Genomic DNA, 26,207 nt, shown 5'->3' with positions numbered 1-26,207 from the left:
CATAAGAACAAGAGAAAACCATGAGCAATCGCGTATGCGTGACCGCCGTCGCGCTGGGCATCGGCGTGGCCGCCGCCCAGCCGGCGGCCGCGGCCGAAGGGCTGATCGAAGGTGCCAGCGCCACCCTGCAGGCACGCAACTACTACTTCAGCCGCGACTTCTCCGACATCGTCGGGCCCAACCGGCAGTCCAAGGCGGAGGAGTGGGCCCAGGGCTTCATCCTCGACTTCCGTTCCGGCTACACCCCGGGGCCCATCGGCTTCGGCCTGGACGCCATCGGCGTATTGGGCCTGAAGCTGGACAGCAGCCCCGACCGCACCAACAGCGGCCTGCTGCCGGTGGGCGGCGACGGCCGCGCGCCGGACGACTACAGCCGCCTGGGCGTGGCCGGCAAGATGAAGTTCTCGAAGACCGAGCTGAAAATCGGCGAGCTGCAGCCCAACCTGCCGGTGCTGGTGTTCAGCGACATCCGCCTGCTGCCGCCCAGCTACCAGGGCACCTCGCTGACCTCCAGCGAAATCCCCGGGCTGACCCTGCAGGCCGGGCACCTCACCTCCACCCACCTGCGCAACGAGGGCGGCGACGAGAAGATGCTCGCCATGCTCAGCTACCAGCCGCAGCGCCAGGCCGAGAGCGACGCCTTCAACTACGCGGGCGGCGATTACGACTTCAACGGCAAGCGCACCCGCGTCAGCGCCTGGTACGGCCAGTTGGAAGACATCTACAAACAGCGCTTCCTCGGCCTCAAGCACGCCCAGCCGCTGGGCGACTGGGTGCTGGGCGCCAACCTCGGCTACTTCGATGCCAGCGAGGACGGCAAGCACCTGCTCGGCGACATCGACAACCGCGCCTTCTACTCGCTGTTCTCGGCCAGGCATGGCGGGCACACCTTCTACCTCGGCTACCAGGGCATGTTCGGCGACAGCGCCTTCCCCCGGGTGTTCGCCAACGTCTCGCCGCTGGGCAACGAGGTGCCGACCTACGAGTTCGCCTCCACCGACGAGCGCTCCTGGCAAGTGCGCTACGACTACGACTTCGTCGCCCTCGGCGTGCCCGGCCTGACCACCACCGTGCGCTACATCAGCGGCAACAACGTCGACACCGGGCAGGGCTTCGAGGGCAAGGACCGCGAGCGCGACCTGGACATCGGCTACACCGTGCAGAGCGGCCCGGTGGCCGGGCTCAACGTGCGCGTGCGCAACGTCATGGCGCGCTCCAACTACCGCAGCGACATCGACGAGAACCGCCTGATCCTCAGCTACACCTGGAAGCTGTTCTGAACCTCTCCGGGGCCGCTTGGCCCCCTGTCCGCCCCGGCTATCGGGGCGGATGGAGGGGGGCGCCCGAGGGTATTTCCGGTATTCCTGTAAGGGATACCTGAGAGCGCTTTTTTGATTATCCGCTTATAGGCGGCCTCCCTAGACTCGGCGAAAAACAAGCCTATGCAGGAGGTCGCCGTGTCCCATTCCTTGCTCCGCCACTACATCGCCGGAGCTTTCGTAGCCAGCAGCCGCACCTTCGACAACGTCTCCCCGGTGGATGGCCGCGTCCTCGGCCAGGTCTGCGAGGCCGGCGAGGTGGAAGTCGATGCCGCGGTCAGCGCCGCCGCGCAGGCGCAGAACGGCCCCTGGGCCAGCTACAGCGCCGCCCAGCGCGCCGAGCTGCTGGAACGCATCGCCGACGGCATCGAGCGGCGCTTCGAGGACTTCGTCGCTGCCGAGGTGGCCGACACCGGCCGCCCCGTGCACCAGGCCCGCAGCCTCGACGTGGCCCGTGGCGTGCAGAACTTCCGTACCTTCGCCGACCTGGTGCGCCAGGGCGGCAGCGAGTTCTTCGAGATGCGCACCGGCGACGGCAGCGACGTGTTCAGCTACACGGTGCGCAAGCCCCATGGCGTGGTAGCGATCATCTCGCCGTGGAACCTGCCGCTGCTGCTGCTCACCTGGAAGGTCGCGCCGGCCCTGGCCTGCGGCAACTCGGTGGTGGTCAAGCCCTCGGAAGACACGCCCTCCAGCGCCACCCTGCTGGCCGAGGTGATGCACGAGGTGGGCGTGCCCGCCGGGGCCTTCAACCTGGTCCACGGCTTCGGGCCGAACTCCGCCGGCGAGTTCCTCACCCGCCACCCGGAAGTCGACGCCATCACCTTCACCGGCGAGTCGCGCACCGGTTCGACCATCATGCGCGCCGCCGCCGAAGGCGTGCGCGAAGTCTCCTTCGAACTGGGCGGCAAGAACGCCGCGGTGGTCTTCGCCGACTGCGACTTCGATGCCGCCGTGGCCGGCGTGCTGCGCTCCAGCTTCACCAACTCCGGGCAGGTCTGCCTGTGCTCCGAGCGCGTCTACGTCGAGCGGCCGATCTACGAACGCTTCGTCGCTGCGCTCAAGGCAGGCGCCGAGCAGCTGAAGATCGGCTACCCCGACGAAGACGGCGTGAACATGGGCTCGCTGATCTCCCACAAGCACCGCGACAAGGTGCTGGGCTACTTCCAGCTGGCCCGCGAGGAGGGCGCCACGGCGGTCAGCGGCGGCGGCGTGCCGAAGTTCGGCGATGCGCGCGACAACGGCGCCTTCGTCCAGCCGACCATCTGGACCGGCCTCGCCGACGATGCCCGCTGCATGCGCGAGGAAGTCTTCGGCCCGGTCTGCCACATCGCGCCCTTCGACAGCGACGAGGAAGTGCTGCGCCGCGTCAACGACTCCGCCTACGGCCTGGCCGCCTCGCTGTGGACCCGCGACCTGGGCCGCGCGCACAGCGTCTCGCGACGCATCCACGTGGGCATGGTGTGGGTCAACACCTGGTTCCTGCGCGACCTGCGCACGCCCTTCGGCGGCGCCCGGCTGTCCGGCCTGGGCCGCGAGGGCGGCCGCCACTCGCTGGATTTCTATTCCGAACTCACCACCATCTGCGTCAACCCCTGAGGCCAGGAGAAGCCCATGCATCCAGCCATCGCCGAAGCCGCCGCGCGCCTGCGCCAAGCCCGTGAACAGGGCCAGCCGTGCGCGCCGGTGCGCGACCTCGTCCAGCAGGCCGCCAACGAACAGGGGGCCGCCGCCCTCGACCTGGCCTACGCCGTACAGCAATGCAACAACGCCGCCGACATCGCCGCCGGCTGGCGCCCGGTGGGCCACAAGATCGGCCTGACCTCCCGCGCCGTGCAGCGCCAGCTGGGCGTCGAGCAGCCGGACTTCGGCCGCCTGTTCGCCCAGATGGCCCGCGGCGACGGCCAGCCCATCGCCTGGGGCGACTGCCAGCAGCCCAAGGTGGAGGCGGAAATCGCCCTGGTCCTGGAACACGACCTGTGCCACGAGCGCCATACCCTGGCCGACATCATCCGCGCCACCGCCTTCGCCCTGCCGGCCATCGAGGTCGTCGGCAGCCGCGTCGCCAACTGGGACATCAGCCTGCTCGACACCGTGGCGGACAACGCCTCCTCCGGGCTCTTCGTCCTCGGCAGCCGCCCGGTGCGCCTGGACCGGCTGGACCTGGTGAACTGCGGCATGAGCCTGAGCCTGCGCGGCGAGCCGGTCTCGGTTGGCGCCGGCGCCGCCTGCCTGGACAACCCGCTGAACGCCGCGCTCTGGCTGGCCGACACCATGGCCCGCCTGGGCGAGCCGCTGCGCGCCGGCGACCTGGTGCTCACCGGCGCCCTGGGGCCGATGGTGGCGGTGCGCCCGGGCGATGTATTCAGCGCCGAAATCCAGGGCCTGGGCCGCGTCAGCGCGGCCTTCGTGCAGAGCTAAAAAGCCGAAAAAAGCGCTGGAGGCTGGAGGGCTGGACGAAAGAGCGCCGACCTCCACCGTGGCAGGGACTGCTTGTCGTTCAGCCTCCAGCCTTCAGCGCTCTTAATCGAGCTCTTTGCTCTTGATCGAATGCTTTTCGAGGGATGCCATGAGTAAAAAACGCAAAGCCGCCATCATCGGTTCCGGCAACATCGGCACCGACCTGATGATCAAGATCCTGCGCAACGCGCAGCACCTGGAAGTGGTCGCCATGGTCGGCATCGACCCGGCCTCCGACGGCCTGGCCCGCGCCGCCCGCCTGGGCCTGGCGACGACCCACGAGGGTGTCGAAGGGCTGGTGAAGCTGGCGGTGTTCGCCGACATCGACTTCGTCTTCGATGCCACTTCCGCCAGCGCCCACGTGAAGAACGATGCCTTCCTGCTCGGCGTTAAGCCCGGGCTGCGGATGATCGACCTGACCCCGGCAGCGATCGGTCCGTATTGCGTGCCGGTGGTCAACCTGGAGCAGCACCTCACGGCCAGCAACGTGAACATGGTGACCTGCGGCGGGCAGGCGACCATTCCGATGGTGGCGGCGGTGTCCCGTGTGGCCAAAGTCCACTACGCGGAAATCATTGCCTCCATCGCTTCGAAATCCGCCGGTCCCGGTACCCGCGCCAATATCGACGAGTTCACCGAGACCACCTCGAAAGCCATCGAAGTGATCGGCGGGGCGGCGAAGGGCAAGGCGATCATCATCATGAACCCGGCGGAGCCGCCGCTGATCATGCGCGACACCGTGTACGTGCTGAGCGAGGCGGTGGACCCCTCCAAGGTCGAGGCCAGCATCGAGGAAATGGCCGCTGCCGTGCAGGCCTACGTTCCCGGCTACCGCCTGAAGCAGAAGGTGCAGTTCGACCTGGTGACCGACCTGAATATCCCCGGCCACGGCAGCTTCAGCGGCCTGAAGACCTCGGTGTTCCTCGAAGTGGAAGGCGCCGCCCACTACCTGCCGGCCTACGCCGGCAACCTCGACATCATGACCTCCGCCGCGCTGGCCACCGCTGAGCGCATGGCGCAGGCAATGGGGGCTTCGGTATGAGCCAGAAACTCTATATCTCCGATGTGACCCTGCGCGATGGCATGCACGCGATCCGCCATCAGTATTCGCTGGAGGATGTGCGTGCGATTGCTGCCGCACTCGACCTCGCCAAGGTGGACTCCATCGAAGTCGCTCACGGCGATGGCCTGCAAGGCTCGTCCTTCAACTACGGCTTCGGCGCCCACACCGATCTGGAGTGGATCGAAGCGGCGGCGGACGTGGTGAAGCACGCGAAGATCGCCACCTTGCTGTTGCCGGGCATCGGCACCATCCACGACCTGAAGAACGCCTACAACGCTGGCGCCCGCGTGGTCCGCGTGGCCACCCATTGCACCGAAGCTGACGTCTCGAAGCAGCACATCGAGTACGCCCGTGAGCTGGGCATGGACACCGTCGGCTTCCTGATGATGAGCCACATGCAGACGCCCGAAGGCCTCGCTCAGCAGGCGAAGCTGATGGAGAGCTACGGCGCCACCTGCATCTACGTCGTCGATTCCGGTGGGGCGATGAACATGGATGACATCCGCGCGCGCTTCCGTGCCGTGAAGGCTGTCCTGAAGCCCGAAACCGAAACCGGCATCCACGCCCACCACAACCTCAGCCTCGGCGTAGCGAACTCCATCGCCGCGGTGGAGGAGGGCTGCAACCGCATCGACGCCAGCCTGGCGGGTATGGGCGCGGGAGCGGGCAACGCGCCGTTGGAGGTCTTCATCGCCGCCGCCGACAAGCTCGGTTGGCACCACGGCACCGACCTCTATGCGCTGATGGACGCCGCCGACGATCTGGTGCGCCCACTGCAGGACCGCCCGGTGCGCGTCGACCGCGAAACCCTCGCGCTCGGTTACGCCGGCGTTTATTCGAGCTTCCTGCGCCACGCCGAGGTGGCCTCGGCCAAGTACGGCATCAAGGCCGTGGACATCCTCGTCGAGCTGGGCAAGCGCCGCATGGTCGGTGGCCAGGAAGACATGATCGTCGACGTGGCCCTGGACCTGCTGGCCGCCCGCGCCTGACCTCGACCTCGACTGTAGGAGCAGGCCCTGCCTGCGATTCGCGCGCAGGGCGCGCTCCTACACGGGAACGACGTGGCGGCGGCGCAGGAGAAACACCCTCGTAGGATGGGTTGAGCGAAGCGATACCCATCGCCATGCCCGATGGGTTTCGCAGGCTCAACCCATCCTACGAAAGCACCGACCTAGCCCTGTAGGAGCGAGCTTGCTCGCGAACCAACCCCCGCTGTGAGGCCAGGTTCGCGAGCAAGCTCGCTCCTACGAAAAGCCTAAATCGCAGGAGTAGTGCACATGAGCACCGACATCCCCCGCATCGCCCAGGCCCTCGACCAGGCCGCGCGGCATGCCGAACCGCTGGCGCAGTTCAGCGCCAGCACGCCCTTCAGCCTGGATGACGCCTACCGCATCCAGCGCGCCTCCATGCAGCGCCGCTACGACGACGGCGAGCGCAGCATCGGCGTCAAGCTGGGCTTCACCAGCCGCGCCAAGATGGTCCAGATGGGCGTCGACAGCCTGATCTGGGGCTGGCTCACCGACGCCATGCTGGAAGAGGACGGCGGCCTGGTTGACCTGGCCCGCTACATCCACCCGCGCGTCGAGCCGGAGGTCTGCTTCCTCACCCGCCGCGCCAGCGCTGCTGGCCAGCCTGGCGCTGTTCGTCATGGCCCTGCGCCGCGCACCGGGCACCCCGCGGGGCGAACTCGCCTGAGGTGCCCGCGGCTGGCCGACAACGACAGGAAGGAGGGTTCCATCCCCATGCATACCTTGCTCAAGTGGCTGGCCGCTGCGCTGCTGGCCAGCGCATTACCCTTCGCCCAGGCCGCCGACGGCGGCCAGCGGCCCAACGTGCTGCTGATCGTCGCCGACGACCTGGGCTTTTCCGACATAGGCGCGCTGGGTGGTGAAATCGCCACCCCCAACCTCGACCGCCTGGCCCGCCAGGGCATGACCTTCCTCGACTTCCACGCCACGCCCAGTTGCTCCACCACGCGCTCGGCGCTGCTCTCGGGCAACGACCCGCACCTGGTCGGCGTCGGCATGATGGCCGAATGGCGCGGCCGCCTGCCACCTGCGCAGCGCGAACGCCTGCGTCCCGGCTACGAGGGCGTGCTGGCGGCCAGGGTGCCGACCCTCGCCGAGCTGCTGGGCGATGCCGGCTACCACACCTACATTGCCGGCAAGTGGCACCTGGGCAAGCAGCCGGAACTGCAGCCGCAAAAGCGGGGCTTCGAGGAGTCCTACGTGCTGCTCGAAGGCGGCGCGGCCAACTTCAAGCAGGCCAACATGGCGCTGCTGCCCAACTACAGCACCACCTACCTGCACGACGGCCAGCCCATCGGGTTGCCGGACGACTTCTACTCCAGCACCTGGTACACCAACCGCCTGATCGAGATGATCGACCGCCGCGCCGGCGACGGCCGGCCGTTCTTCGCCTTCGCCGCCTACACAGCGCCGCACTGGCCGCTGCAGGCGCCGGACGCCTACCTGGCGAAGTACCGCGGGCGCTACGACGCCGGCTACCAGGCCATCGCCGACCAGCGCCTGGCGCGCCAGCGCGAACTCGGGCTGATCCCCGAGGGCTATCCCTCGCAGGCGCAACTGGAGGGCGTGCCGGCCTGGTCCACGCTGAGCGACGAACAGCAGCGCCAGTCGGCGCGCACCATGGAGGTCTATGCGGCCATGGTCGAGGCCTTCGACGCCGAGGTCGGCCGCCTGCTCGACCACCTGCGCCGCAGCGGGCAACTGGACAACACCCTGGTGCTGTTCATGTCCGACAACGGCCCGGAAGGGCGCGACAGCATGGACGCCAGGTGGGTGGCGGAGCACTTCGACAACCGCCTGGAAAACTACGGCCGGCGCGACTCCTTCCTGTTGCAGGGCAGCGCCTGGGCGCAGGTCAGCTCGTTGCCGGGGCGGCGCTACAAGATGACCACCTACCAGGGCGGCTACCGGGTGCCGCTGTTCGCCTACATGCCCCAGCGCATCGCCGCCGGGCGCAACACGCAGCTGGCGCGGGTGCACGACCTGCTGCCGACGCTGCTGGAGCTGGCCGGCGCCGAGCAGCCCGGGCCGCGCTACCGGGGCCGCGAGGTCATCCCGCCGCAGGGCCTGTCCATGCTGCCGCTGCTGTTCGGCCGCGACGCGCGCGTGCATGCCGCCGACGAGCCGCTGGGCTGGGAGCTCAATGGCAACGCCGCCCTGCGCAAGGGCTCGCTGAAGCTGCTCTACGACGTCAAGGACGCCCAGGCGCGCTGGCGCCTCTACGACCTCGCCAGCGATCCGGGCGAGCGCCACGACCTGGCCATGCAGCGGCCCCAGGCGCTGGCCGAGCTGCTGCGCGACTGGCGCGCCTATGCCCAGCGCAACAACCTGCGCCTGGACGCGCAGGGCAGGCCGCTGGTGCCGCAGCTGCTGGAAGCCGCCAGCTCCCGATGAACCCCTTTGCAGGCCCGGCCATTACGGCCGGGCCACCTCCGTTGCCATTTCCGACATGAGGACCGCCCATGCCGATGCTCGCCCGCATCCCGAAGAAAACCACTCCGTTCACTCCCAGGCCGGGCCTGCCGGCGCTCACCCGGGCTGGCGACGGCACGGCCTGCCTGTCGATGCGTGGTACTTTCCGTTTCTGAGCCGGATGTCGGGGTAGTTGATGAAGTCGAGTGTGGTATCGGTCGCGCGCAAGCTGAAGTTCTACCAGTTGGTGGTGCTCGACCAGGTGGTGCAGAGCGGTTCGCTGCTGCGCGCGGCGCAGGTGCTGAACCTGACCCAGCCGGCGGTGACCAAGGTCATCCACGAGTTGGAGTCGTACTTCGACGCGCCGCTGCTCGAACGCAGCAACCGCGGGGTGAAGGTCACCGAACTGGGCGAGCTGGTGCTGCGTCGGGCGCGCTCGATGCTCGCCGAGCTGCGGGCCCTGAGCGACGAGGTGGAGGCCTTCCGCGACGGCACTTCCGGGCACGTGGTGGTGGGCACCCTGATCTCCGCCTCCACCTCGCTGTTGCCGCGCGCCCTGCGCCTGCTCAAGAGCCGTGCGCCGCGGGTGCTGGTGTCGGTGCGCATCGGCCAGTTCGACCAGCTGTTCCCGGCCCTCATCGGCGGCGAGGTGGACCTGGTGGTGGGCCGCGTGCCGGACGACTGGCAGGCCCGCGGCGAGGCGCGGGCGCTGGGCGTGGACGTGCTCTACGACGAACGCCTGTGCATCGTCGGCGGCCATGGCCACCCGCTGCATGCCGGCGGCGCGGTGGGCTTGGCCGAGCTGCACGCCTACCCCTGGGTGCTGCCGCCGCCCGGCTCGCTGCTGCGGCAGACGGTGGACCACCTGTTCGCCCAGGCCGGCCTGGCACTGCCGGGCAACGTCATCGAGTCGCTATCGGTGCTCACCAACGTCGCCCTGATGCAGGACCAGCAGACCGTCGGCCTGCTGCCCCTGGAAACCGCCCGGCAACTGGCCGATGGCGGCGGCGTCCGCGCCTTCGAGCTGGACATCGCGCTGCGCTTCGGCGACATCGGCTGCTTCCACCCCAGCGGCCGCGAACTGGGTCCGGCGGCGCGGCTGTTCCGAGAATGCCTGCGCGCCGCCAGTGAGGAGCTGGGCGAGGAGGGGTGAAGTCACCGCCGCTTTTCGTAGGATGGGTTGAGCTTGCGAAACCCATGGGGCCGTGGTGATGGGTATCGCTTCGCTCAACGCCATCCTACGATGGCGTTTCTCCTGCACCTTCTATTGGGTTCCCGCGTTCGCGGGAATGATGGGGTGAGAATCATGTTTTTCGACGTCATTCCCGCGAACGCGGGAACCCAGAAAGCAACGAGCGGACCTTGTCCGCGATAGCGGGAGGTATCGGCGCGGTTCGCGGATGAGATCCGCTCCTACGCTGCCCCAACCACGCCATTCCCCTGTAGGAGCGCGCCCTGCGCGCGAATCGCGGGCAGGGCCCGCTCCTACCAAGCGATACAGAGCCGCGGTGTTTCGGGCCAACGGCGGATAACCGCGAACGGTTATTCGCCCTACGCCCAGCCCACCCGCAGCGTTCACGGGTTCAATTGTTGCTCTGGGTGAATTTCTCCAGGTACAGCCGGCCGTTCTCCAGGCCCTGCGCCTGCAACCATTCCTTCACCGACTCGACCATCGGCGGCGGGCCGCACAGGTACATGTCGAAGGGCGCATCGCGCAGGGCCGCGGCGTCGAAGTGCTCGGTGACGTAGCCGCGCCTGCCGTCCCAGCCGGCGTCATCGCTGATCACCGGAGTGAAGGCGAAGCCCGGGATGCGCTCGGCGTAGGCTGCGATGCGCTCCAGCTCGCAGAGGTCCGCCGCCTGGCGCACGCCGTAGTACAGGTGCACCGGCTGGCCGCAGCCGCCGGCCTCGGCCAGTTCGTCGAGCATGCCAAGGAAGGCCGACAGCCCGGTGCCGCCGGCCACCAGCAGCAGCGGGCGTTCGACGTGGCGCAGGTAGAAGGCGCCCAGCGGTGCCTCGAAGCGGATTTCGTCGCCCGGCTGGCAGCGCTCGCGGATGTAGTCGCTCATGGCGCCGTCGGGCAGCAGGCGGATGAGGAACTGCAACTGGTTCTGCGCATTGGGCCGGTTGGCGAAGGAGTAGGAGCGCACCGCGTCCGTGCCCGGCACGCGCAGGCGCGCGTACTGGCCGGGCAGGTAGTCCAGCGCCGGGCCTTCGACCTGCAGGCGCAGGATGGCGGTGCTCGCCGAGACCTGCTCGACGCCGCTGACCACGCCGCGGTGGCTGGCCGGGCCGGCGGCGCTGCACAGGCTGGAGTCGAAGTCGAAGTAGAACGCGGCGTCGGACTGCACGCGGGTCTGGCAGCTGAGGATCTTGCGCTGGGCCAGGTCCTCGGCGGAGAGGGTTTCCTCGTCGGCGTAGTCCATCGCGTAGCTGCCGGATTCGCAGCGGCCCATGCAGGTGCCGCAGACGCCCTCGCGGCAGTCCAGGGGAATCTTGATGCCGTTGCGTAGCGCCGCGTCGAGCAGGATTTCGTTGCCTTGCACGGGGAAGAACAGCGTCTTGCCGTCGGCGAAGCTGAAGGCGACCTTGTGGTTCATCGGGCCATCCTCACAGGTGGTAGAAGTCGAGCACCGAGTCGATGCGGTCGTTGAGTAGCAGCACGTGCTTGCGGGCGATCAGCCAGCTCTCGCCACGCGGACGCAGGCGGTAGGTGGCGTGGCCGAAGAACTGCCCGGGCGTCTCCAGGCGGTAGAACAGCGTGTGCCAGTTGGCGCGCACCTCCAGCTCGCCGCCGTCCAGTTCGCGGATGCGCACGTTGTCGATGCCGTGCAGGGTGCGCGGCATGGGGATGGTCGAGGCGGCCTTGCCGGTGCGGATGCGGAACACCCGGTCCTCCAGGCCGGTGCGGCCGGGGTAGTAGATCAGCGACATGCCGCGCTTCGGGTCGGTGGTGTAGACGTGCTCGGAATCCCACTGCGGGACGTGGAACTCGCTGTCCTCGCTGAACATGTCGAGGTAGGCGTCCCAGTCCTGGGCGTCGCAGGCCTCGGCGTTGCGGTAGAGGAACTGTTCCACCCGGTATTGCAGTTGCGCGTTCATGCCTGTACCTCCCTGGGCTGCAGGGCCTTGCGTTCCAGGCCGGCGAGGAGGAAGCGCTGCCAGTGCTGGTGCTGGTTGACGTAGAGGCCTTCGTGGGTGATCTCGGTGCCGGTGAGCACGGGGGCGATGCCCAGCGTCTGGCTGTTCGGCGTCGGGCCCTCGACCCATTTGCCGTGGCCGCGGGAGATGTCGCTCCAGCGCTCCAGGCGGCCCTGGAAACCGCGCTGCTGCTCGCGGAATTCCACCAGGTCGTCCGGGGTGCCCATGCCGGAGACGTTGAAGAAGTCCTCGAACTGGCGGATGCGGTTCTCGCGGTCCTGGTCGGACTCGCCCTTCACGCCGATGCACTGGCTGATGACTTCGGTCCGGTTCCAGGCGATGGGGCGGACGATGCGCAGCTGCGAGCTGATCTGGTCCATGAAGAACAGGCTGGGGTAGATGTTCAGGTTGCGCAGGCGGTGCATCATCCACTCGGCCCTGGCCTGGCCGTGTTCCTCGACCAGGCGCGGCATCACGCTGGCGTAGCCGGGGCGCACGGCGGGGTTGGGCATGTCGCTGAACAACACGCTGTGGCCGTTGCGGAAGCTGAACCAGCCGTCGTCGGTCTGCGCATCGCCGGCGCCGAGCTTGCTGTAGTCCAGGGTGCCGCTGGCGGTGCCGTTCTCGACGTTGACCTGTTGGCGGTGCTGCACGGTGGCCACGTAGTTGTAGTGCACGGTGCTGACGTGATAACCGTCCAGGCCGTTCTCGTTCTGCAGCTTCCAGTTGCCCTCGAAGGTGTAGGCGGAGCGGCCCGGCAGCACTTCCAACTCGCCGGTGGGGGACTGCGCGACCATCATGTCGAAGAACACTTTCGCGTCGCCGAGGAAGTCTTCCAGGCTGTCGCTGGCGCTCACGTCCAGGCTGATGAAGACGAAGCCTTTGTAGCTCTGGATGCGCGCCTTCTTCAGGCCGCGGCTGGCCTTGTCGAAGTCCGCCGGGTATTCGCCCGGCGCCTTGACCTTCACCAGGCGCCCGTCGCTCTTGTAGCACCAGGCGTGGAACGGGCAGGTGAAGGTGGACTGGTTGCCCTTGCACACCCGGGTGAGGGTGGCGCCGCGGTGCTGGCAGGCGTTGACCAGGGCGTTCAGCTGGCCGCCGGCGTCACGGGTGACGATCATCGGCTGGCGCCCGGCGCGCAGGGTGATGAAGTCGTTGGGGTTGGGGATTTCGCTCTCGTGGCAGGCGTAGATCCACTGCTTCTCGAAGATCAGCTCCATCTCCAGGTCGAACAGTTCCGGCTCGGTGAACATGTCCCGGGCGATGCGGTACACCCCTTCGGCAGGGCGGAAATCCAGGCAGCCACGGATGTAGTCCTGCCACTGCGCAAGGCTCTTTGGTGCGTTCATTGTTGTTGTCCCATCGGGCGGATCGGTGGCGCCATTTCACGGCCGGCGCGCCATGGCGGTCTATCCGCCCAGTGGGGGAAGGCGATCCGCAAAATTGGCGGCGGGGTAACACCGCGGTGCAGGGGCTGGGTAGAAGTTGCCCAGCCGCGGTGCGCCGGGCGGCGGCGGAGGGGGCGGGTGGGGCGCCGGCAGGGTGCGAATGGTCCGGAAAGTGGTCGAACACTATCCGCATACTGAGGCTTTGCCGACGATCCGTGGCCCGGGGGTACGCGTCTTGCTGCACACTGGGCGCAAGCGCCGCCAGAGCCGCCCCGAACAAGCCGTGAGTGCCCAGCGATGAATCCGAAGAACCCCGGTCACTTCCGTGACATCCACGCCGATCGCCTCGACCTTGCCGCCGCCCGCAACTGGATGTCGGCCATCTGCGGGCCCCATCGCCTGCACGCCGGCCACCCCGAGGCGGTGCGCTTCCAGCACAGCGGCAGCGTGCTCAAGGGCATGTCCACCACCCTGGGCTGCATCGAGTACGGCACCGAGGTGACCATCGGCATCGTCGAGACCGAGCGCTTCAACAGCTACAGCCTGAGCCTGCCGCTGGTGGGCGAGCAGGAGCTGAGCGTGGCCGGGCGCTACCTGCAGTCGAACCCGCAGCGCGGGGTGATCGTCTCGCCCAACCAGAGCCAGGAACTGAACATCACCGGCGACTGCCGCAAGCTGCAGGTGGTGATCCCGCTGCTGGCCATGCGCCGGACCCTGGAGGAAATGCTCCAGCGCCCGGCCGAGCAGCCGCTGGTGTTCGAGCCGGAAATGGACGCCCGGGATGGCGCGGCGGCAGCCTGGTGGCGCATGGTCCGCCACCTGAACGAGGAGATGGCGCTGAGCGAGCTGTTCGGCCAGGCCTTCTTCAGCCGCGACCTGGAGCGCGCGCTGCTCAAGGGGTTGATCCTCGCCCAGCCGAACAACTACAGCGAGGCGCTGCGCCGGTGTTTGGCCGAGAAAGTGCCGCACTACCTGCTGCGCGCCCGCGAGCACATCCATGCCCATGCGCGCGAGGCGTTGTGCCTGGATGACCTGGAAGAGGCTGCCGGGGTGTCACGGTTCAAGCTGTTCGAGGGGTTTCGCAGGTACTTTGGCAGTGCGCCCATGACCTATCTGAAGCACTACCGGCTGCATGGGGTGCGTGAGGATATTCTTGCGGGTGGGGCGCGCAGCATTTCCGAGATTGCGATGGGGTGGGGCTTTGCTCACCTGGGGCGTTTTGCGGGGGACTATCGCAAGCTGTTCGGGGAGACGCCCAGTGCTACGCAGCAGAGGTTGCAGAGGCTTGGTGGGAGAGGGGGAGTGTAGGAGCGAGCTTGCTCGCGAATGGTGCTTACCGGTTACTCCGGTGCCTGGGGTAACTCCGCCCCCTCTCCCCAGCCCTCTCCCTGAAGGGAGAGGGGGCCGTTCGGTGTGCTCTGGTAGCCAGGCTTAAGCCGGAAACTGCAGGAGTGCGCTGATGCTTCGATTGGCAGAGGACAGTCCCCTCTCCCTTCAGGGAGAGGGTTAGGGAGAGGGCGCTCTTCGGCATTACGCCACTGCTTTCGCAAGCCACCCAATAAAAAACCGGCCCCAAAGGCCGGTTTCTTCACCACACCACCCGAACTCAGCGATATTCGCAGAGGTAAGCGGTATCCACCGCGACCTTCAGCTGGAACTTGCTGTTCCCCGGCACGGTGAACTGGCTGCCGGCGGCGAAGGTTTCCCACGCGTCGCTGCCCGGCAGCTTGACGGTCAGGGCGCCGGCGACCACGTGCATGATCTCCAACTGGGCGGTGCCGAATTCGTACTCGCCGGGGGCCATGACGCCGATGGTGGCCGGGCCCTCGGTCATGCCGAAGGCGATGGATTTGACGGTGCCGTCGAAGTACTCGTTGACCTTGAACATGGGGCTGCTCCTGCAACAGGGGGTAGGGAGGGCGAAAAAAGGAGCGCCAGTATGCCCAAGGCGATGGGCAGCGTCACTACGCGGCTGTCACAGCGCCAGCGGCAGCAGCCGGGCGGTGTTGCGCGCGTCTTCCAGGGCGCGGTGCTGCTGGCCCTGGAAGTGCAGCCCGGCCAGTTGCAGCGCGGTGTTCAGGCCCACCGGGCGCTTGAGCTGGCGGGCCTGGGCGAAGCGCTGCTTGAGGTTCAGGTGCGGCACCTGGCTGAGGTGGCTGTCGATGTGCTGCTGGCGCCATTCCAGTTCCAGCTGGCGGCGGTCGTAGTCGCCCCAGCTGGCCCAGCCGGCCAGGCGCGGGCTGTGCTGCGCGAGCCAGCGCTCGAACTGCGGCCAGACCTCGGTGAGCGGTGCGGCGCCGTCGACGTCGGCCTGGCTGATGTGGGTGAGTTCGCGGCAGAAGCTGGTCAGCAGCGGGCGGCGCTGCGGCCGCACGAAGCGCTGGAAGTGGTCCAGCTCGCGGCCGTCGGCGGCGGCCACGAGGCTCGCACCGATCTCGATGATCTCCATTTCCTCGACCGGCCAGCCGCCTTCCTCGGTGGTGGCTTCCAGGTCGATCACCAGCCAGTGGGGCATAGGGCCTGCTCGTGCGCTGAAGTGGGACGGTCCGGACCGCGTGCGCGGCGCCTGGCATGCAGTATGGAAGGCCTTTCGGGGCTCGGCAAACCGCTGCTAGGCTAGCCCGATCGACAACAGGGGAACCGAGCCATGGCGAAAGTCGCGTTCATCGGCCTGGGCGTCATGGGCTATCCCATGGCCGGGCATCTGCAGGCCAAGGGGCATGAGGTCTGCGTCTACAACCGTACCCCGGCGCGCGCCGCGCAGTGGGTCGCCGAGCACGGCGGCAGCTCCGCGCCCACACCGCGCGAGGCCGCGGCGCAGGCGGAATTCGTGATGTGCTGCGTGGGCAACGACGACGACCTGCGCAGCGTGGTGCTGGGGCCGGACGGCGCCCTCGCCGGGATGCAGCCGGGCAGTGTGTTCGTCGACCACACCACGGCCTCGGCGGCGGTGGCCCGGGAGCTGGCGGTGCAGGCCGCCGAGCGCGAGCTGGGCTTCCTCGACGCGCCGGTGTCCGGCGGCCAGGCCGGCGCCGAGAACGGCGTGCTGACGGTGATGGTGGGCGGCGAGGAGGTCTTCTACCGGCGCGCCGAGCCGCTGATCGCCGCCTATGCGCGGATGGTCCGGCTGATGGGCCACAGCGGCGCCGGGCAACTGACCAAGATGGTCAACCAGATCTGCATCGGTGGCCTGCTCCAGGGCCTGTCCGAGGCCCTGCATTTCGCCCGGTGCGCGGGCCTGGACGGCGAGGCCGCCATCGAGGTCATCAGCAAGGGCGCGGCGCAGTCCTGGCAGATGGAGAATCGCCACAAGAGCATGCTGGAAGGGCGCTTCGACTTCGGCTTCGCCGTGGACTGGATGCGCAAGGACTTCGGCATCGTGCTCGACGAGGCGCGGCACAACGGCGCGCAATTGCCGGTGACGGCGCTGGTCGACCAGTTCTATGCCGAGGTGCAGGCCGCCGGCGGCGGGCGCTGGGATACTTCCAGCCTGATCACCCGGCTGAAGCCGCGCGGGTGAGTCAGCTGCGGAAGATGAAGTAGACCGCGCCCAGCAGGCAAAGGCCCGCCCACAGGTAGTCCAGCTTCAGCGGCTGCTGCATGAAGAACACGCTGAAGGGCACGAACACCGCCAGGGTGATGACCTCCTGCATGATCTTCAGCTGGCCCACCGACAGGGCGGTATAGCCGATGCGGTTGGCCGGCACCTGCAGCAGGTACTCGAACAGCGCGATGCCCCAGCTGACCAGGGCGGCGATGATCCAGGGCTTGGTGTTCAGCGTCTTCAGGTGGCCGTACCAGGCGAAGGTCATGAACAGGTTGGAGAACGCCAGGAGGGTGGCGGTTTGGGCCCAGACCGGCATGGGGAGCTCTCGGAGGTGAGGAGGGCGCCAGCCTAAATCGCCGCGCTCGCGCCGCCAAGAGGGGCAGGCGATGCAAGGCCCTTGGCGGCGCGCGCCGCTGGGCTTATCCTCCGCGCCGCGCACCGGCCCTGCGGTGCGCGATCTTCCTCCGTGCCTTTTTATGAGCCCAGCAACGATGCAATGCCGTGCCGGCTGTGGCGCCTGCTGCGTGGCGCCGTCGATTTCCTCGCCCATTCCCGGCATGCCCGGCGGCAAGCCCGCGGGCGTGCGCTGCGTGCAACTGGACGAGCGCAACCTCTGCCGCCTGTTCGGCCGACCCGAGCGCCCGGCGGTGTGCGCGGCCTTCGACGCCGACGCCGAGGCTTGCGGCAGCAGCAACGAGGAGGCGCTGCGCATCCTCACCGAATGGGAACGGATCACCGCCGCCTGAGTGACTTGGAAGTCACGTTTTCAGGGGCCATACTGGCGCCCATCCTGACTGCCGAACCGCTCAGGATCGCGGATTTGCAACGGGTACGGCCCTTCGCCGGCCCGGCCAGACCAACAATAACCAGAGGAAGATGACGATGCGTGGCATCCTGCGTATGACCCTGTTGAGCGCCGCCCTGCTGGGCGCCTCCGGCGCCGCCATGGCCGAGGACTGGCAACTGGCCAAGGACCAGGACGGCGTCAAGGTCTACCTGAGCAGCGTCCCGGGCTCGAAGTACAAGGCCTATCGCGGCGTGGTCGACATCAAGGCCGACGTGGCCAGCATCAACGCCCTGCAGGAAGACGTGAAGGGCTCCTGCAAGTGGATCCACGCCTGCGCCGAGATGCGCCTGCTCAAGAGCGAGGGCGACAATTCCTGGACCTACTCGAAGATCGACATGCCCTGGCCGGTGACCGGCCGCGACGTGGTGATCCACGTGACCACCGAGAAGACCGCCGACGGCGGCCTCATCCGCCACCTGCAGGCCGAGCCGAGCTACATCCCGGAAGAGAAGGGCGAGATCCGCGTGCCCAAGTTGGTCGGCGAGTGGAAGCTGGTGCCCAAGGGTGCGGGCGTCACCGAAGTGACCTACCAGGTGCAGACCGAGCCGGGCGGCAGCATTCCGTCCTGGCTGGCCAACAGCTTCGTAGTGGATGCGCCGATGAATACCCTGAAGGGGCTGCGGGCGGCGGCGGAGAAGCGCTGAGGCTTGGTGTTATGGAAAAGGCCGCCTGGGGGCGGCCTTTTTTGTGCTTGCGGGCTGTCCTGAGCTGCCGGCGAACGGGATGCCCAGCGTGGCCGGTGAATCCAATCGCGGACAAAGTCCGCTCCTACGCCGGTGCTTCCCTGAACCGTAGGAGCGGACTCTGTCCGCGATTCGGCGGATAACGCCGTAGGCGTTATGCGCCCTACGCAGAAACCTCCGCATGCACCGGAACGCTCCAGGGGCGTGAGGATCGGAGCGCGGGATAAAAGTTCGCGAGCAAGCTCGCTCCTACGAGTGCTAGGGCAGGAGAGCAAACAACAAAAAAGGCTGCCGAAGCAGCCTTTTTCCGTATCCCGGCGAAACTTACTTGCGAGCGCCGAGCTCGACGAAGTTGCGCTGGGTGTAGCCGGTGTACAGCTGGCGCGGGCGGCCGATCTTGTACGGGCCGGAGAGCATTTCCTGCCAGTGCGAGATCCAGCCCACGGTACGCGCCAGGGCGAAGATCACGGTGAACATGCTGGTCGGGATGCCGATGGCCTTGAGGATGATGCCCGAGTAGAAGTCCACGTTCGGGTAGAGGTTGCGCTCCACGAAGTAGGGGTCGTGGCGGGCGATCTCTTCCAGCTTCATGGCCAGTTCCAGCTGCGGATCGTTGATGCCCAGCTCGCTGAGCACCTCGTCGCAGGTCTGCTTCATGACCTTGGCGCGCGGGTCGAAGTTCTTGTACACGCGGTGGCCGAAGCCCATCAGCTTGAACGGATCGTTCTTGTCCTTGGCCTTGGCCACGAACTTGTCGATGTTCGAAACGTCACCGATCTCGTCCAGCATGCGCAGTACCGCTTCGTTCGCACCACCGTGGGCCGGGCCCCAGAGGGCGGCGATGCCGGAGGCGATGCAGGCGAACGGGTTGGCGCCGGAGGAGCCGGCCAGGCGCACGGTCGAGGTCGAGGCGTTCTGCTCGTGGTCGGCGTGCAGGATGAAGATGCGATCCATGGCCTTGGCCAGCACGGGGCTGATCGGCTTGGTCTCGCAGGGGGTGTTGAACATCATGTGCAGGAAGTTTTCTGCGTAGCTCAGGTCGTTGCGCGGATACATCATCGGCTGACCCATGGAGTACTTGTACACCATGGCGGCGATGGTCGGCATCTTGGCGACCAGGCGATGCGCGGAAATCTCGCGATGCTTGGGATTATTGATGTCCAGGGAGTCGTGGTAGAAGGCGGAGAGGGCGCCGATCACGCCGCACATGATGGCCATCGGGTGGGCATCGCGGCGGAAGCCGTTGAAGAAGGTCTTCAGCTGCTCGTGAACCATGGTGTGGTTCTTGATGGTGCCGACGAACTGTTCCTTCTGCTCGGCGGTGGGCAGTTCGCCCTTGAGCAGCAGGTAGCAGGTTTCCAGGTAGTCGGATTTCTCGGCCAGTTGCTCGATCGGATAGCCGCGGTGCAGCAGCACGCCCTTGTCGCCGTCGATATAGGTGATCTTCGACTCGCAGGAGGCGGTGGACATGAAGCCAGGATCGAACGTGAAGTGGCCCGTGGAGGTCAGACCCCGCACATCCACTACATCGGGGCCCAGCGTGCCGGAGAGGACGGGCAGTTCGACGGGGGCTGCGCCCTCGATGATCAACTGCGCTTTCTTGTCAGCCATGATTAGGCCTCCTATTAATGCTTGAAATCATCTGTACGACCCCCCACGCAGGGCCCGCACCACTATAGAGAGATAAATCCGATTGTCAATTTGCAAGAACCGCTACCGGACAGCCCCTCCAACTGCCTGTTTTGGCGAAAAAAATCGCCTATTTACGCCTTTTATGGGGGTGCGGCAATAAGTCCTTAGGCGAAGGCGATTCCGTTGTCATTAGGAGCCTAACTGTCTATACTCGGCGACCAGCCGCTGGGGCCCTCCAGGCCTCGCTCCACAGGCGGTTGTCACTCCCGAAGGTGATGGGTACCTGACAAGTGCACCTCCCGACAACTAGCCCTGCAATTCGAAGGGCTCTCAGTGTGAAAAAAGCCGTGAATAGCAAACGACCTGTAAACCTAGACCTAAGGACCATCAAACTCCCTGTCACTGCTTACACGTCCATTCTCCACCGCATCTCTGGCGTCATCCTGTTCGTGGGCATTGCCGTGCTGCTGTTCGCGCTCGACAAGTCCCTGGCATCGGAAGACAGCTTCGAGCAGGTGAAGGCGTGTCTGGCCCATCCGTTGGCCAAGCTTGTGATCTGGGGCCTGCTCTCCGCGCTGCTTTACCACCTGGTAGCCGGCATTCGTCACCTCGTCATGGACGCAGGTATCGGCGAGACGCTGGAAGGTGGCAAGCGTGGTTCGAAAATCGTCATCGCCATTGCCGTGGTGCTGATCGTTCTGGCGGGGGTCTGGGTATGGTAACTAACGTCACTAACTTCTCGCGTTCCGGCCTCTACGACTGGATGGCCCAACGCGTTTCTGCGGTCGTTCTCGCGGCTTACGTGCTTTTCCTGCTGGGTTACCTGATCGCACACCCGAACATCTCCTACGAGGAGTGGCATGGTCTGTTCTCCCACAGCCTGATGAAGATCTTCAGTCTTCTCACGCTGGTTGCCCTGAGCGTGCACGCCTGGGTCGGCATGTGGACCATCACCACCGACTACCTGACTCCGATGGCGCTAGGCAAAGCCGCGACCGTCGTGCGTTTCCTCGTCCAGGCGGTATGCGGCATGGCCATGTTCGCATTCTTCGTCTGGGGTGTGCAGATTCTCTGGGGTAACTGATCCATGGCAAGCATTCGCACTCTCTCCTTCGACGCCATCATCGTTGGTGGCGGCGGCGCCGGCATGCGTGCCGCGCTGCAACTGGCCCAGGGCGGTCACAAGACCGCCGTGGTGACCAAGGTCTTCCCGACCCGTTCGCACACCGTTTCCGCCCAGGGCGGCATCACCTGCGCCATCGCTTCGGCCGACCCGAACGACGACTGGCGCTGGCACATGTACGACACCGTCAAGGGCTCCGACTACATCGGTGACCAGGACGCCATCGAATACATGTGCTCCGTCGGCCCGGAAGCCGTGTTCGAGCTGGAACACATGGGCCTGCCGTTCTCCCGTACCGAGCAGGGCCGCATCTACCAGCGTCCGTTCGGCGGCCAGTCCAAGGACTTCGGCAAGGGTGGCCAGGCCGCCCGTACCTGCGCCGCGGCCGACCGTACCGGTCACGCCCTGCTGCACACCCTGTACCAGGCCAACCTGAAGAACGGCACCTCCTTCCTCAATGAGTGGTACGCCGTCGACCTGGTGAAGAACCAGGACGGCCACGTGGTCGGCATCATCGCCATCGACATCGAGACCGGCGACACCATCTATATCCGCTCCAAGGCCGTGGTCCTGGCCACCGGCGGTGCAGGCCGCATCTACGCCTCCACCACCAACGCCCTGATCAACACCGGCGACGGCGTGGGCATGGCCCTGCGCGCCGGCGTACCGGTGCAGGACATCGAGATGTGGCAGTTCCACCCGACCGGCATCGCCGGCGCCGGTGTACTGGTCACCGAAGGTTGCCGTGGTGAAGGCGGCTACCTGATCAACGCCCATGGCGAGCGCTTCATGGAGCGTTACGCTCCGAACGCCAAGGACCTGGCCGGCCGCGACGTGGTCGCCCGCTCGATGGTCAAGGAAGTGATCGCCGGCAACGGCGTGGGCCCGAACAAGGACCACGTACTGCTGAAGCTCGACCACCTCGGCGAGGAAGTCCTGCACAGCCGCCTGCCCGGCATCTGCGAACTGTCCAAGACCTTCGCCCACGTCGACCCGGTGGTCGCGCCGATCCCGGTCATCCCGACCTGCCACTACATGATGGGCGGCGTCGCCACCAACATCCATGGCCAGGCCCTGACCATGGACGCCAACGGCAACGACACCATCATCGAAGGCCTGTTCGCGGTCGGCGAAGTCGCCTGCGTATCGGTACACGGCGCCAACCGCCTGGGCGGCAACTCGCTGCTCGACCTGGTGGTCTTCGGCCGCGCTACCGGCCTGCACCTGGAAAAGGCCCTGAAAGAGGGCATCGAGCACCGCGGCGCCTCCGAGTCCGACCTGGAAGCCTCCTTCAAGCGCCTGAACGGCGTGAACGAGCGCACCAGCGGCGAAGAAGTCGCCCCGCTCAAACGCGAACTGCAGCAGTGCATGCAGAACTACTTCGGTGTATTCCGTACCGGCGAATACATGCAGAAGGGTATCGCTCAACTGGCTGACCTGCGCGAGCGCATCGCCACCGTCAAGATCAACGACAAGAGCCAGGCTTTCAACACGGCGCGCATCGAAGCGCTGGAACTGCAGAACCTCCTCGAGGTGGCCGAAGCCACCGCCATCGCGGCCGAAAACCGCAAAGAGTCCCGCGGCGCCCATGCCCGCGAAGACTTCGAGGAGCGCGACGACGAGAACTGGCTGTGCCACACCCTGTACTTCCCGGGTGAGAAACGCGTTGCCAAGCGTGCCGTCAACTTCGCGCCGAAGACCGTTCCGGCATTCGAACCCAAGGTTCGTACTTACTAAGGGTGCCCGTCATGTTGAAAGTAAGTGTTTACCGCTACAACCCGGAGAAGGACTCTGCACCCTACATGCAGGACTTCGACGTCGATACCCAGGGCAAGGACGTGATGGTCCTGGACGTGCTGGCGCTGATCAAGGAACAGGACGAGGGCTTCTCCTACCGTCGTTCCTGCCGTGAAGGCGTTTGCGGCTCCGACGGCATGAACATCAATGGCAAGAACGGCCTGGCCTGCATCACTCCGCTGTCGGCCGCCGGCCTGAAGGGCGGCAAGCTGGTGCTGCGTCCGCTGCCGGGCCTGCCGGTGATCCGTGACCTGGTCGTCGATATGCGCATCTTCTATAAGCAGTACGAGAGCGTTAAGCCGTATCTGCAGAACAAGTATGCCGCGCCGGCGATCGAACGCCTGCAAACCCCCGAAGAGCGCGAAAAGCTGGACGGTCTGTACGAGTGCATCCTGTGCGCCTGCTGCTCGACCTCCTGCCCGTCGTTCTGGTGGAACCCGGACAAGTTCCTCGGCCCCGCCGCGCTGCTGCAAGCCTATCGCTTCCTGGCCGACAGCCGCGACACGGAAACCCAGTCGCGCCTGGCGAGCCTGGACGATCCGTTCAGCGTGTTCCGTTGCCGTGGAATCATGAACTGCGTGAATGTCTGCCCGAAAGGCCTGAACCCGACCAAGGCCATCGGTCACATTCGCAACATGCTGCTGCAGAGCGGGACCTGATCCCACTCGCCGTCGCGTGCGAAAAGAGCAATACCCGTGCCGCCGGAACATTGTCCGGCGGTACGGTTGCAACGGGCCCCAGCCCACAAAGCCGGGGTTCTGACTCTGAAAACGTATATATGACCAGCAGGGGCATCCGGGCTGGTACCCGGACTATCTGCGGGAACCTTTGTGGCTACCAGTCGCTGCACAGGGCTGGGTCTCCCGAGAGTTCCATCAGGTGGAGTCCCCTTACCGAGGGTGACCAAGCATGCACGAAAGCGTAATGCAGCGGATGTGGAACAGTGCCCATCTATCCGGTGGGAACGCTGCCTACGTCGAAGAGCTCTACGAGCTCTACCTGCACGACCCGAACGCTGTGCCAGAAGAGTGGCGCACGTACTTCCAGAAGCTCCCTGCCGACGGCAATCCCGCCCCCGACGTCTCGCATTCCTCCATCCGTGATCATTTCGTGCTCCTGGCCAAGAACCAGCGCCGCGCCGCGCCCGTTTCCGCCGGCAGCGTAAGCACCGAGCACGAGAAGAAGCAGGTCGAAGTCCTGCGCCTGATCCTGGCGTACCGGCTGCGTGGGCATCAGGCCGCGAAGCTCGATCCGCTGGGCCTCTGGGTGCGTACCGCGCCTTCGGACCTGTCGCTGGATCACTACGGCCTGACCGCCGCCGACCTCGACACCACCTTCCGCACCGGTGAGCTCTACATCGGCAAGGAAGAGGCGACCCTGCGCGAAATCATCGACGCCCTGAAGCAGACCTACTGCAGCACCATCGGCGCCGAGTTCATGCACATCGTCGATTCCGAGCAGCGTCACTGGTTCGCCCAGCGCCTGGAAGGCGTGCGCGGTCGTCCGGCGTATTCCACCGAGGCGCGCGCCCACCTGCTGGAGCGCCTGACCGCAGCCGAGGGCCTGGAGAAGTACCTGGGCACCAAGTACCCGGGCACCAAGCGTTTCGGCCTGGAAGGCGGCGAGAGCCTGATTCCGATGGTCGACGAGATCATCCAGCGCTCCGGTTCCTACGGCGTCAAGGAAATCGTCATCGGCATGGCCCACCGTGGCCGTCTGAACGTCCTGGTCAACACCCTCGGCAAGAACCCGCGCGACCTCTTCGACGAGTTCGAAGGCAAGAAGCTGGTCGAGCTGGGCTCCGGCGACGTGAAGTACCACCAGGGCTTCTCCTCCAACGTCATGACCAGCGGCGGCGAAGTCCACCTGGCTCTGGCGTTCAACCCCTCGCACCTGGAGATCGTCTCCCCGGTGGTCGAGGGTTCGGTACGCGCCCGCCAGGACCGTCGCAAGGACGGCAACGGCGACAAGGTGGTGCCGATTTCCATCCACGGCGATGCCGCTTTCGCGGGGCAGGGCGTGGTCATGGAAACCTTCCAGATGTCCCAGACCCGTGCCTACAAGACCGGCGGCACCATCCACATCGTGATCAACAACCAGGTCGGCTTCACCACCAGCCGCCAGGACGACGCGCGCTCCACCGAGTACGCGACCGACGTTGCCAAGATGATCCAGGCGCCGATCTTCCACGTGAACGGCGACGACCCGGAAGCGGTGCTGTTCGTCACCCAGCTGGCCGTCGACTACCGCATGCAGTTCAAGCGTGACGTGGTCATCGACCTGGTCTGCTACCGCCGCCGCGGCCACAACGAGGCCGACGAGCCGAGCGGCACCCAGCCGCTGATGTACCAGCAGATCGCCAAGCAGCGCACCACCCGCGACCTGTATGCCGACGAGCTGATCGCCGCCGGCGTGCAGACCGCCGAGCAGGCCCAGGAGAAGGTCGACGAATACCGCGACGCCCTGGACAACGGCCTGCACGTGGTGAAGAGCCTGGTCAAGGAGCCGAACAAGGAGCTCTTCGTCGACTGGCGTCCGTACGTCGGCCATGCCTGGACCGCGCGTCACGACACCCGCTTCGACCTGAAGACCCTGCAGGAGCTGTCCAACAAGCTGCTGGAGACCCCGGACGGCTTCGTCATGCAGCGCCAGGTGCAGAAGATCTACGAAGACCGCGCCAAGATGTCGGCCGGCGGCATGCCGATCAACTGGGGCTTCGCCGAGAACCTGGCCTACGCCACCCTGCTGTTCGAAGGCCACCCGGTGCGCATGACCGGTCAGGATGTCGGCCGCGGCACCTTCTCGCACCGCCACGCGGCGCTGCACAACCAGAAGGACGACTCGGTCTACATCCCCCTGGCCCACCTGTTCGACGGCCAGCCGCGCGTCAGCCTGTACGACTCCTTCCTCTCGGAAGAGGCGGTGCTGGCCTTCGAATACGGCTACGCCACCACCATGCCGAACGCGTTGGTGGTCTGGGAAGCCCAGTTCGGTGACTTCGCCAACGGTGCGCAAGTGGTGGTCGACCAGTTCATCACCAGCGGCGAGACCAAGTGGCAGCGCCTGTGCGGTCTGACCATGCTGCTGCCGCACGGCTACGAAGGCCAGGGCCCGGAGCACTCCTCCGCGCGCCTTGAGCGTTACCTGCAACTGTGCGCCGAGCAGAACATCCAGGTCTGCGTGCCGACCACCCCGGCTCAGGTCTACCACATGCTGCGCCGCCAGGTGATCCGTCCGCTGCGCAAGCCGCTGATCGTCATGACGCCGAAGTCGCTGCTGCGCCACAAGCTGGCCATCTCGACCCTGGAAGACCTGGCCAACGGCTCGTTCCAGACCGTCATCAACGAGATCGACAGCCTGGATCCGAAGAAGGTCGACCGCATCGTCCTGTGCAGCGGCAAGGTGTACTACGACCTGCTGGAGAAGCGCCGCGCCGAAGGCCGCGAGAACATCGCGATCGTCCGCCTGGAACAGCTCTACCCGTTCCCGGAAGACGACCTGGCCGAGGTCCTGTCGCAGTACAAGAACCTCAAGCACATCGTCTGGTGCCAGGAAGAGCCGATGAACCAGGGTGCCTGGTACTGCTCGCAGCACCACATGCGCCGTGTCATCGCCGCGCACAAGAAGGGCCTCAACCTGGAATACGCCGGCCGCGACGGCTCGGCCGCCCCGGCTTGCGGCTACGCTTCGATGCACGCCGAGCAGCAGGAAAAACTGCTGCAAGACGCCTTCACTGTTTAACGCCAACGCGCAGTAGATACCGAATT

General features: G+C 66.4%; 24 protein-coding genes. 17 read left to right on the top strand and 7 right to left on the bottom strand.

All coding sequences use genetic code 11. The annotated features are described in order from the left end of the window. Positions 1-20: 20 nt before the first annotated feature. The 8 genes from M8R19_RS03870 (at position 21) to M8R19_RS03840 (ending at position 9,435) form a co-directional block, all read left to right on the top strand. On the top strand, positions 21-1,280 hold the full coding sequence (locus M8R19_RS03870) for an OprD family porin (RefSeq protein ID WP_074982697.1): 1,260 nt from the start codon (positions 21-23) through the stop codon (positions 1,278-1,280). A gap of 177 nt (positions 1,281-1,457) precedes the next feature. Continuing rightward, positions 1,458-2,918, top strand: a complete 1,461-nt coding sequence (locus tag M8R19_RS03865) for a 2-hydroxymuconic semialdehyde dehydrogenase (RefSeq protein WP_502942786.1) — start codon at positions 1,458-1,460, stop codon at positions 2,916-2,918. 15 nt (positions 2,919-2,933) lie between these two features. Continuing rightward, positions 2,934-3,740 carry a 2-keto-4-pentenoate hydratase gene (locus M8R19_RS03860; protein ID WP_249917072.1) on the top strand — a complete coding sequence of 269 codons (807 nt, stop codon included), beginning with the start codon at positions 2,934-2,936 and terminating at the stop codon, positions 3,738-3,740. A gap of 148 nt (positions 3,741-3,888) precedes the next feature. Then, entirely contained in the window at positions 3,889-4,821 is a 933-nt protein-coding gene (locus M8R19_RS03855; protein ID WP_074982691.1) for an acetaldehyde dehydrogenase (acetylating), read from the top strand. Beyond that, positions 4,818-5,831, top strand: coding sequence for a 4-hydroxy-2-oxovalerate aldolase (mhpE, locus tag M8R19_RS03850; protein WP_009619332.1), 1,014 nt, complete (start codon positions 4,818-4,820; stop codon positions 5,829-5,831). Before M8R19_RS03855 ends, mhpE begins: the two co-directional genes overlap by 4 nt. Positions 5,832-6,584: 753 nt before the next feature. Then, a complete protein-coding gene (locus M8R19_RS03845) occupies positions 6,585-8,264 on the top strand; it encodes an arylsulfatase (RefSeq protein ID WP_074982672.1) in 1,680 nt (559 codons plus the stop codon). 68 nt (positions 8,265-8,332) lie between these two features. Continuing rightward, positions 8,333-8,458 (top strand): hypothetical protein, encoded by a 126-nt coding sequence (locus M8R19_RS33130; protein ID WP_255314656.1) that lies wholly within the window; start codon positions 8,333-8,335, stop codon positions 8,456-8,458. Between the two features lie 20 nt (positions 8,459-8,478). Then, positions 8,479-9,435: a LysR substrate-binding domain-containing protein gene (locus M8R19_RS03840; protein ID WP_009619353.1), complete on the top strand. Its 957-nt coding sequence runs from the start codon at positions 8,479-8,481 to the stop codon at positions 9,433-9,435. A 430-nt stretch (positions 9,436-9,865) separates the two neighbouring features. Here the strand turns inward: M8R19_RS03840 and antC are convergent, their stop codons facing one another. The 3 genes from antC to antA are packed head-to-tail and all read right to left on the bottom strand — an operon-like array spanning position 9,866 to position 12,772. Continuing rightward, positions 9,866-10,882 (bottom strand): anthranilate 1,2-dioxygenase electron transfer component AntC, encoded by a 1,017-nt coding sequence (gene antC / locus M8R19_RS03835; RefSeq protein ID WP_249917071.1) that lies wholly within the window; start codon positions 10,880-10,882, stop codon positions 9,866-9,868. Positions 10,883-10,892: 10 nt separating this feature from the next. Continuing rightward, positions 10,893-11,384 carry an anthranilate 1,2-dioxygenase small subunit gene (antB, locus tag M8R19_RS03830; protein ID WP_249917070.1) on the bottom strand — a complete coding sequence of 164 codons (492 nt, stop codon included), beginning with the start codon at positions 11,382-11,384 and terminating at the stop codon, positions 10,893-10,895. After that, positions 11,381-12,772 (bottom strand): anthranilate 1,2-dioxygenase large subunit, encoded by a 1,392-nt coding sequence (gene antA, locus M8R19_RS03825; RefSeq protein ID WP_249917069.1) that lies wholly within the window; start codon positions 12,770-12,772, stop codon positions 11,381-11,383. The genes antB and antA overlap by 4 nt, the downstream gene beginning before the upstream one ends. 336 nt (positions 12,773-13,108) lie before the next feature. Between antA and M8R19_RS03820 the strand changes: the two genes are divergently transcribed. Continuing rightward, a complete protein-coding gene (locus M8R19_RS03820; RefSeq protein ID WP_074982663.1) occupies positions 13,109-14,119 on the top strand; it encodes an AraC family transcriptional regulator in 1,011 nt (336 codons plus the stop codon). 298 nt (positions 14,120-14,417) lie between these two features. Here M8R19_RS03820 and ppnP read toward each other — a convergent pair whose 3' ends face one another. Together ppnP and M8R19_RS03810 are read right to left on the bottom strand one after the other, a co-directional pair. Continuing rightward, complete coding sequence (ppnP, locus tag M8R19_RS03815; RefSeq protein ID WP_249917068.1) at positions 14,418-14,699, bottom strand: pyrimidine/purine nucleoside phosphorylase; 282 nt, start codon at positions 14,697-14,699, stop codon at positions 14,418-14,420. 87 nt (positions 14,700-14,786) lie between these two features. Beyond that, positions 14,787-15,326 (bottom strand): 3'-5' exonuclease, encoded by a 540-nt coding sequence (locus M8R19_RS03810; protein ID WP_009619365.1) that lies wholly within the window; start codon positions 15,324-15,326, stop codon positions 14,787-14,789. A gap of 132 nt (positions 15,327-15,458) precedes the next feature. On the opposite strand from M8R19_RS03810, the gene M8R19_RS03805 reads away from it, so the two are divergent. Beyond that, positions 15,459-16,331: an NAD(P)-dependent oxidoreductase gene (locus M8R19_RS03805; protein WP_249917067.1), complete on the top strand. Its 873-nt coding sequence runs from the start codon at positions 15,459-15,461 to the stop codon at positions 16,329-16,331. A 1-nt stretch (position 16,332) separates the two neighbouring features. On the opposite strand, the gene M8R19_RS03800 is transcribed toward M8R19_RS03805, so the two are convergent. Beyond that, the gene (locus M8R19_RS03800) at positions 16,333-16,674 is read right to left on the bottom strand and encodes a DMT family protein (RefSeq protein ID WP_009619370.1); all 342 of its coding nucleotides are present in this window, start codon (positions 16,672-16,674) and stop codon (positions 16,333-16,335) included. 175 nt (positions 16,675-16,849) lie between these two features. Between M8R19_RS03800 and M8R19_RS03795 the strand changes: the two genes are divergently transcribed. Continuing rightward, the gene (locus M8R19_RS03795) at positions 16,850-17,104 is read left to right on the top strand and encodes a YkgJ family cysteine cluster protein (RefSeq protein WP_058071908.1); all 255 of its coding nucleotides are present in this window, start codon (positions 16,850-16,852) and stop codon (positions 17,102-17,104) included. 136 nt (positions 17,105-17,240) lie between these two features. Further along, complete coding sequence (locus M8R19_RS03790; RefSeq protein ID WP_116424941.1) at positions 17,241-17,849, top strand: START domain-containing protein; 609 nt, start codon at positions 17,241-17,243, stop codon at positions 17,847-17,849. A 363-nt stretch (positions 17,850-18,212) separates the two neighbouring features. On the opposite strand, the gene gltA is transcribed toward M8R19_RS03790, so the two are convergent. Next, positions 18,213-19,499, bottom strand: a complete 1,287-nt coding sequence (gltA, locus tag M8R19_RS03785) for a citrate synthase (RefSeq protein ID WP_249917066.1) — start codon at positions 19,497-19,499, stop codon at positions 18,213-18,215. 356 nt (positions 19,500-19,855) lie between these two features. Between gltA and sdhC the strand changes: the two genes are divergently transcribed. The 5 genes from sdhC to M8R19_RS03760 all read left to right on the top strand — a co-directional run bounded on the left by sdhC (position 19,856) and on the right by M8R19_RS03760 (position 26,181). Continuing rightward, positions 19,856-20,242 (top strand): succinate dehydrogenase, cytochrome b556 subunit, encoded by a 387-nt coding sequence (sdhC, locus tag M8R19_RS03780; protein ID WP_167364784.1) that lies wholly within the window; start codon positions 19,856-19,858, stop codon positions 20,240-20,242. After that, complete coding sequence (gene sdhD / locus M8R19_RS03775) at positions 20,236-20,604, top strand: succinate dehydrogenase, hydrophobic membrane anchor protein (protein WP_074982652.1); 369 nt, start codon at positions 20,236-20,238, stop codon at positions 20,602-20,604. Before sdhC ends, sdhD begins: the two co-directional genes overlap by 7 nt. Before the next feature lie 3 nt (positions 20,605-20,607). After that, positions 20,608-22,380, top strand: a complete 1,773-nt coding sequence (gene sdhA / locus M8R19_RS03770; RefSeq protein ID WP_074982650.1) for a succinate dehydrogenase flavoprotein subunit — start codon at positions 20,608-20,610, stop codon at positions 22,378-22,380. An 11-nt stretch (positions 22,381-22,391) separates the two neighbouring features. After that, positions 22,392-23,099, top strand: a complete 708-nt coding sequence (locus M8R19_RS03765; RefSeq protein WP_074982649.1) for a succinate dehydrogenase iron-sulfur subunit — start codon at positions 22,392-22,394, stop codon at positions 23,097-23,099. 250 nt (positions 23,100-23,349) lie between these two features. Continuing rightward, positions 23,350-26,181, top strand: a complete 2,832-nt coding sequence (locus M8R19_RS03760; protein WP_249917065.1) for a 2-oxoglutarate dehydrogenase E1 component — start codon at positions 23,350-23,352, stop codon at positions 26,179-26,181. Positions 26,182-26,207: the final 26 nt, after the last annotated feature.

The sequence above is a fragment of the Pseudomonas sp. R3.Fl genome, from assembly GCF_023516765.1.
Classification (GTDB): Bacteria; Pseudomonadota; Gammaproteobacteria; order Pseudomonadales; family Pseudomonadaceae; genus Pseudomonas; species Pseudomonas citronellolis.
The sequence above is the reverse complement of the archived record's forward strand: the minus strand, read 5'-3'. Positions and strand labels throughout refer to the sequence as shown.

Excerpts from the sequence above, each read along its gene's own strand:
- M8R19_RS03870 (WP_074982697.1), top strand. The coding sequence starts at position 21 with ATGAGCAATCGCGTATGCGTGACCGCCGTCGCGCTGGGCATCGGCGTG.
- antB (WP_249917070.1), bottom strand. The coding sequence starts at position 11,384 with ATGAACGCGCAACTGCAATACCGGGTGGAACAGTTCCTCTACCGCAAC.
- sdhA (WP_074982650.1), top strand. The coding sequence starts at position 20,608 with ATGGCAAGCATTCGCACTCTCTCCTTCGACGCCATCATCGTTGGTGGC.
- M8R19_RS03760 (WP_249917065.1), top strand. The coding sequence starts at position 23,350 with ATGCACGAAAGCGTAATGCAGCGGATGTGGAACAGTGCCCATCTATCC.
- gltA (WP_249917066.1), bottom strand. The coding sequence starts at position 19,499 with ATGGCTGACAAGAAAGCGCAGTTGATCATCGAGGGCGCAGCCCCCGTC.
- M8R19_RS03840 (WP_009619353.1), top strand. The coding sequence starts at position 8,479 with ATGAAGTCGAGTGTGGTATCGGTCGCGCGCAAGCTGAAGTTCTACCAG.
- M8R19_RS03800 (WP_009619370.1), bottom strand. The coding sequence starts at position 16,674 with ATGCCGGTCTGGGCCCAAACCGCCACCCTCCTGGCGTTCTCCAACCTG.
- M8R19_RS03855 (WP_074982691.1), top strand. The coding sequence starts at position 3,889 with ATGAGTAAAAAACGCAAAGCCGCCATCATCGGTTCCGGCAACATCGGC.
- M8R19_RS03845 (WP_074982672.1), top strand. The coding sequence starts at position 6,585 with ATGCATACCTTGCTCAAGTGGCTGGCCGCTGCGCTGCTGGCCAGCGCA.
- mhpE (WP_009619332.1), top strand. The coding sequence starts at position 4,818 with ATGAGCCAGAAACTCTATATCTCCGATGTGACCCTGCGCGATGGCATG.
- M8R19_RS03860 (WP_249917072.1), top strand. The coding sequence starts at position 2,934 with ATGCATCCAGCCATCGCCGAAGCCGCCGCGCGCCTGCGCCAAGCCCGT.
- M8R19_RS33130 (WP_255314656.1), top strand. The coding sequence starts at position 8,333 with ATGCCGATGCTCGCCCGCATCCCGAAGAAAACCACTCCGTTCACTCCC.
- M8R19_RS03795 (WP_058071908.1), top strand. The coding sequence starts at position 16,850 with ATGCAATGCCGTGCCGGCTGTGGCGCCTGCTGCGTGGCGCCGTCGATT.
- M8R19_RS03805 (WP_249917067.1), top strand. The coding sequence starts at position 15,459 with ATGGCGAAAGTCGCGTTCATCGGCCTGGGCGTCATGGGCTATCCCATG.
- antA (WP_249917069.1), bottom strand. The coding sequence starts at position 12,772 with ATGAACGCACCAAAGAGCCTTGCGCAGTGGCAGGACTACATCCGTGGC.
- M8R19_RS03765 (WP_074982649.1), top strand. The coding sequence starts at position 22,392 with ATGTTGAAAGTAAGTGTTTACCGCTACAACCCGGAGAAGGACTCTGCA.
- M8R19_RS03810 (WP_009619365.1), bottom strand. The coding sequence starts at position 15,326 with ATGCCCCACTGGCTGGTGATCGACCTGGAAGCCACCACCGAGGAAGGC.
- M8R19_RS03820 (WP_074982663.1), top strand. The coding sequence starts at position 13,109 with ATGAATCCGAAGAACCCCGGTCACTTCCGTGACATCCACGCCGATCGC.
- M8R19_RS03790 (WP_116424941.1), top strand. The coding sequence starts at position 17,241 with ATGCGTGGCATCCTGCGTATGACCCTGTTGAGCGCCGCCCTGCTGGGC.
- sdhD (WP_074982652.1), top strand. The coding sequence starts at position 20,236 with ATGGTAACTAACGTCACTAACTTCTCGCGTTCCGGCCTCTACGACTGG.
- antC (WP_249917071.1), bottom strand. The coding sequence starts at position 10,882 with ATGAACCACAAGGTCGCCTTCAGCTTCGCCGACGGCAAGACGCTGTTC.
- ppnP (WP_249917068.1), bottom strand. The coding sequence starts at position 14,699 with ATGTTCAAGGTCAACGAGTACTTCGACGGCACCGTCAAATCCATCGCC.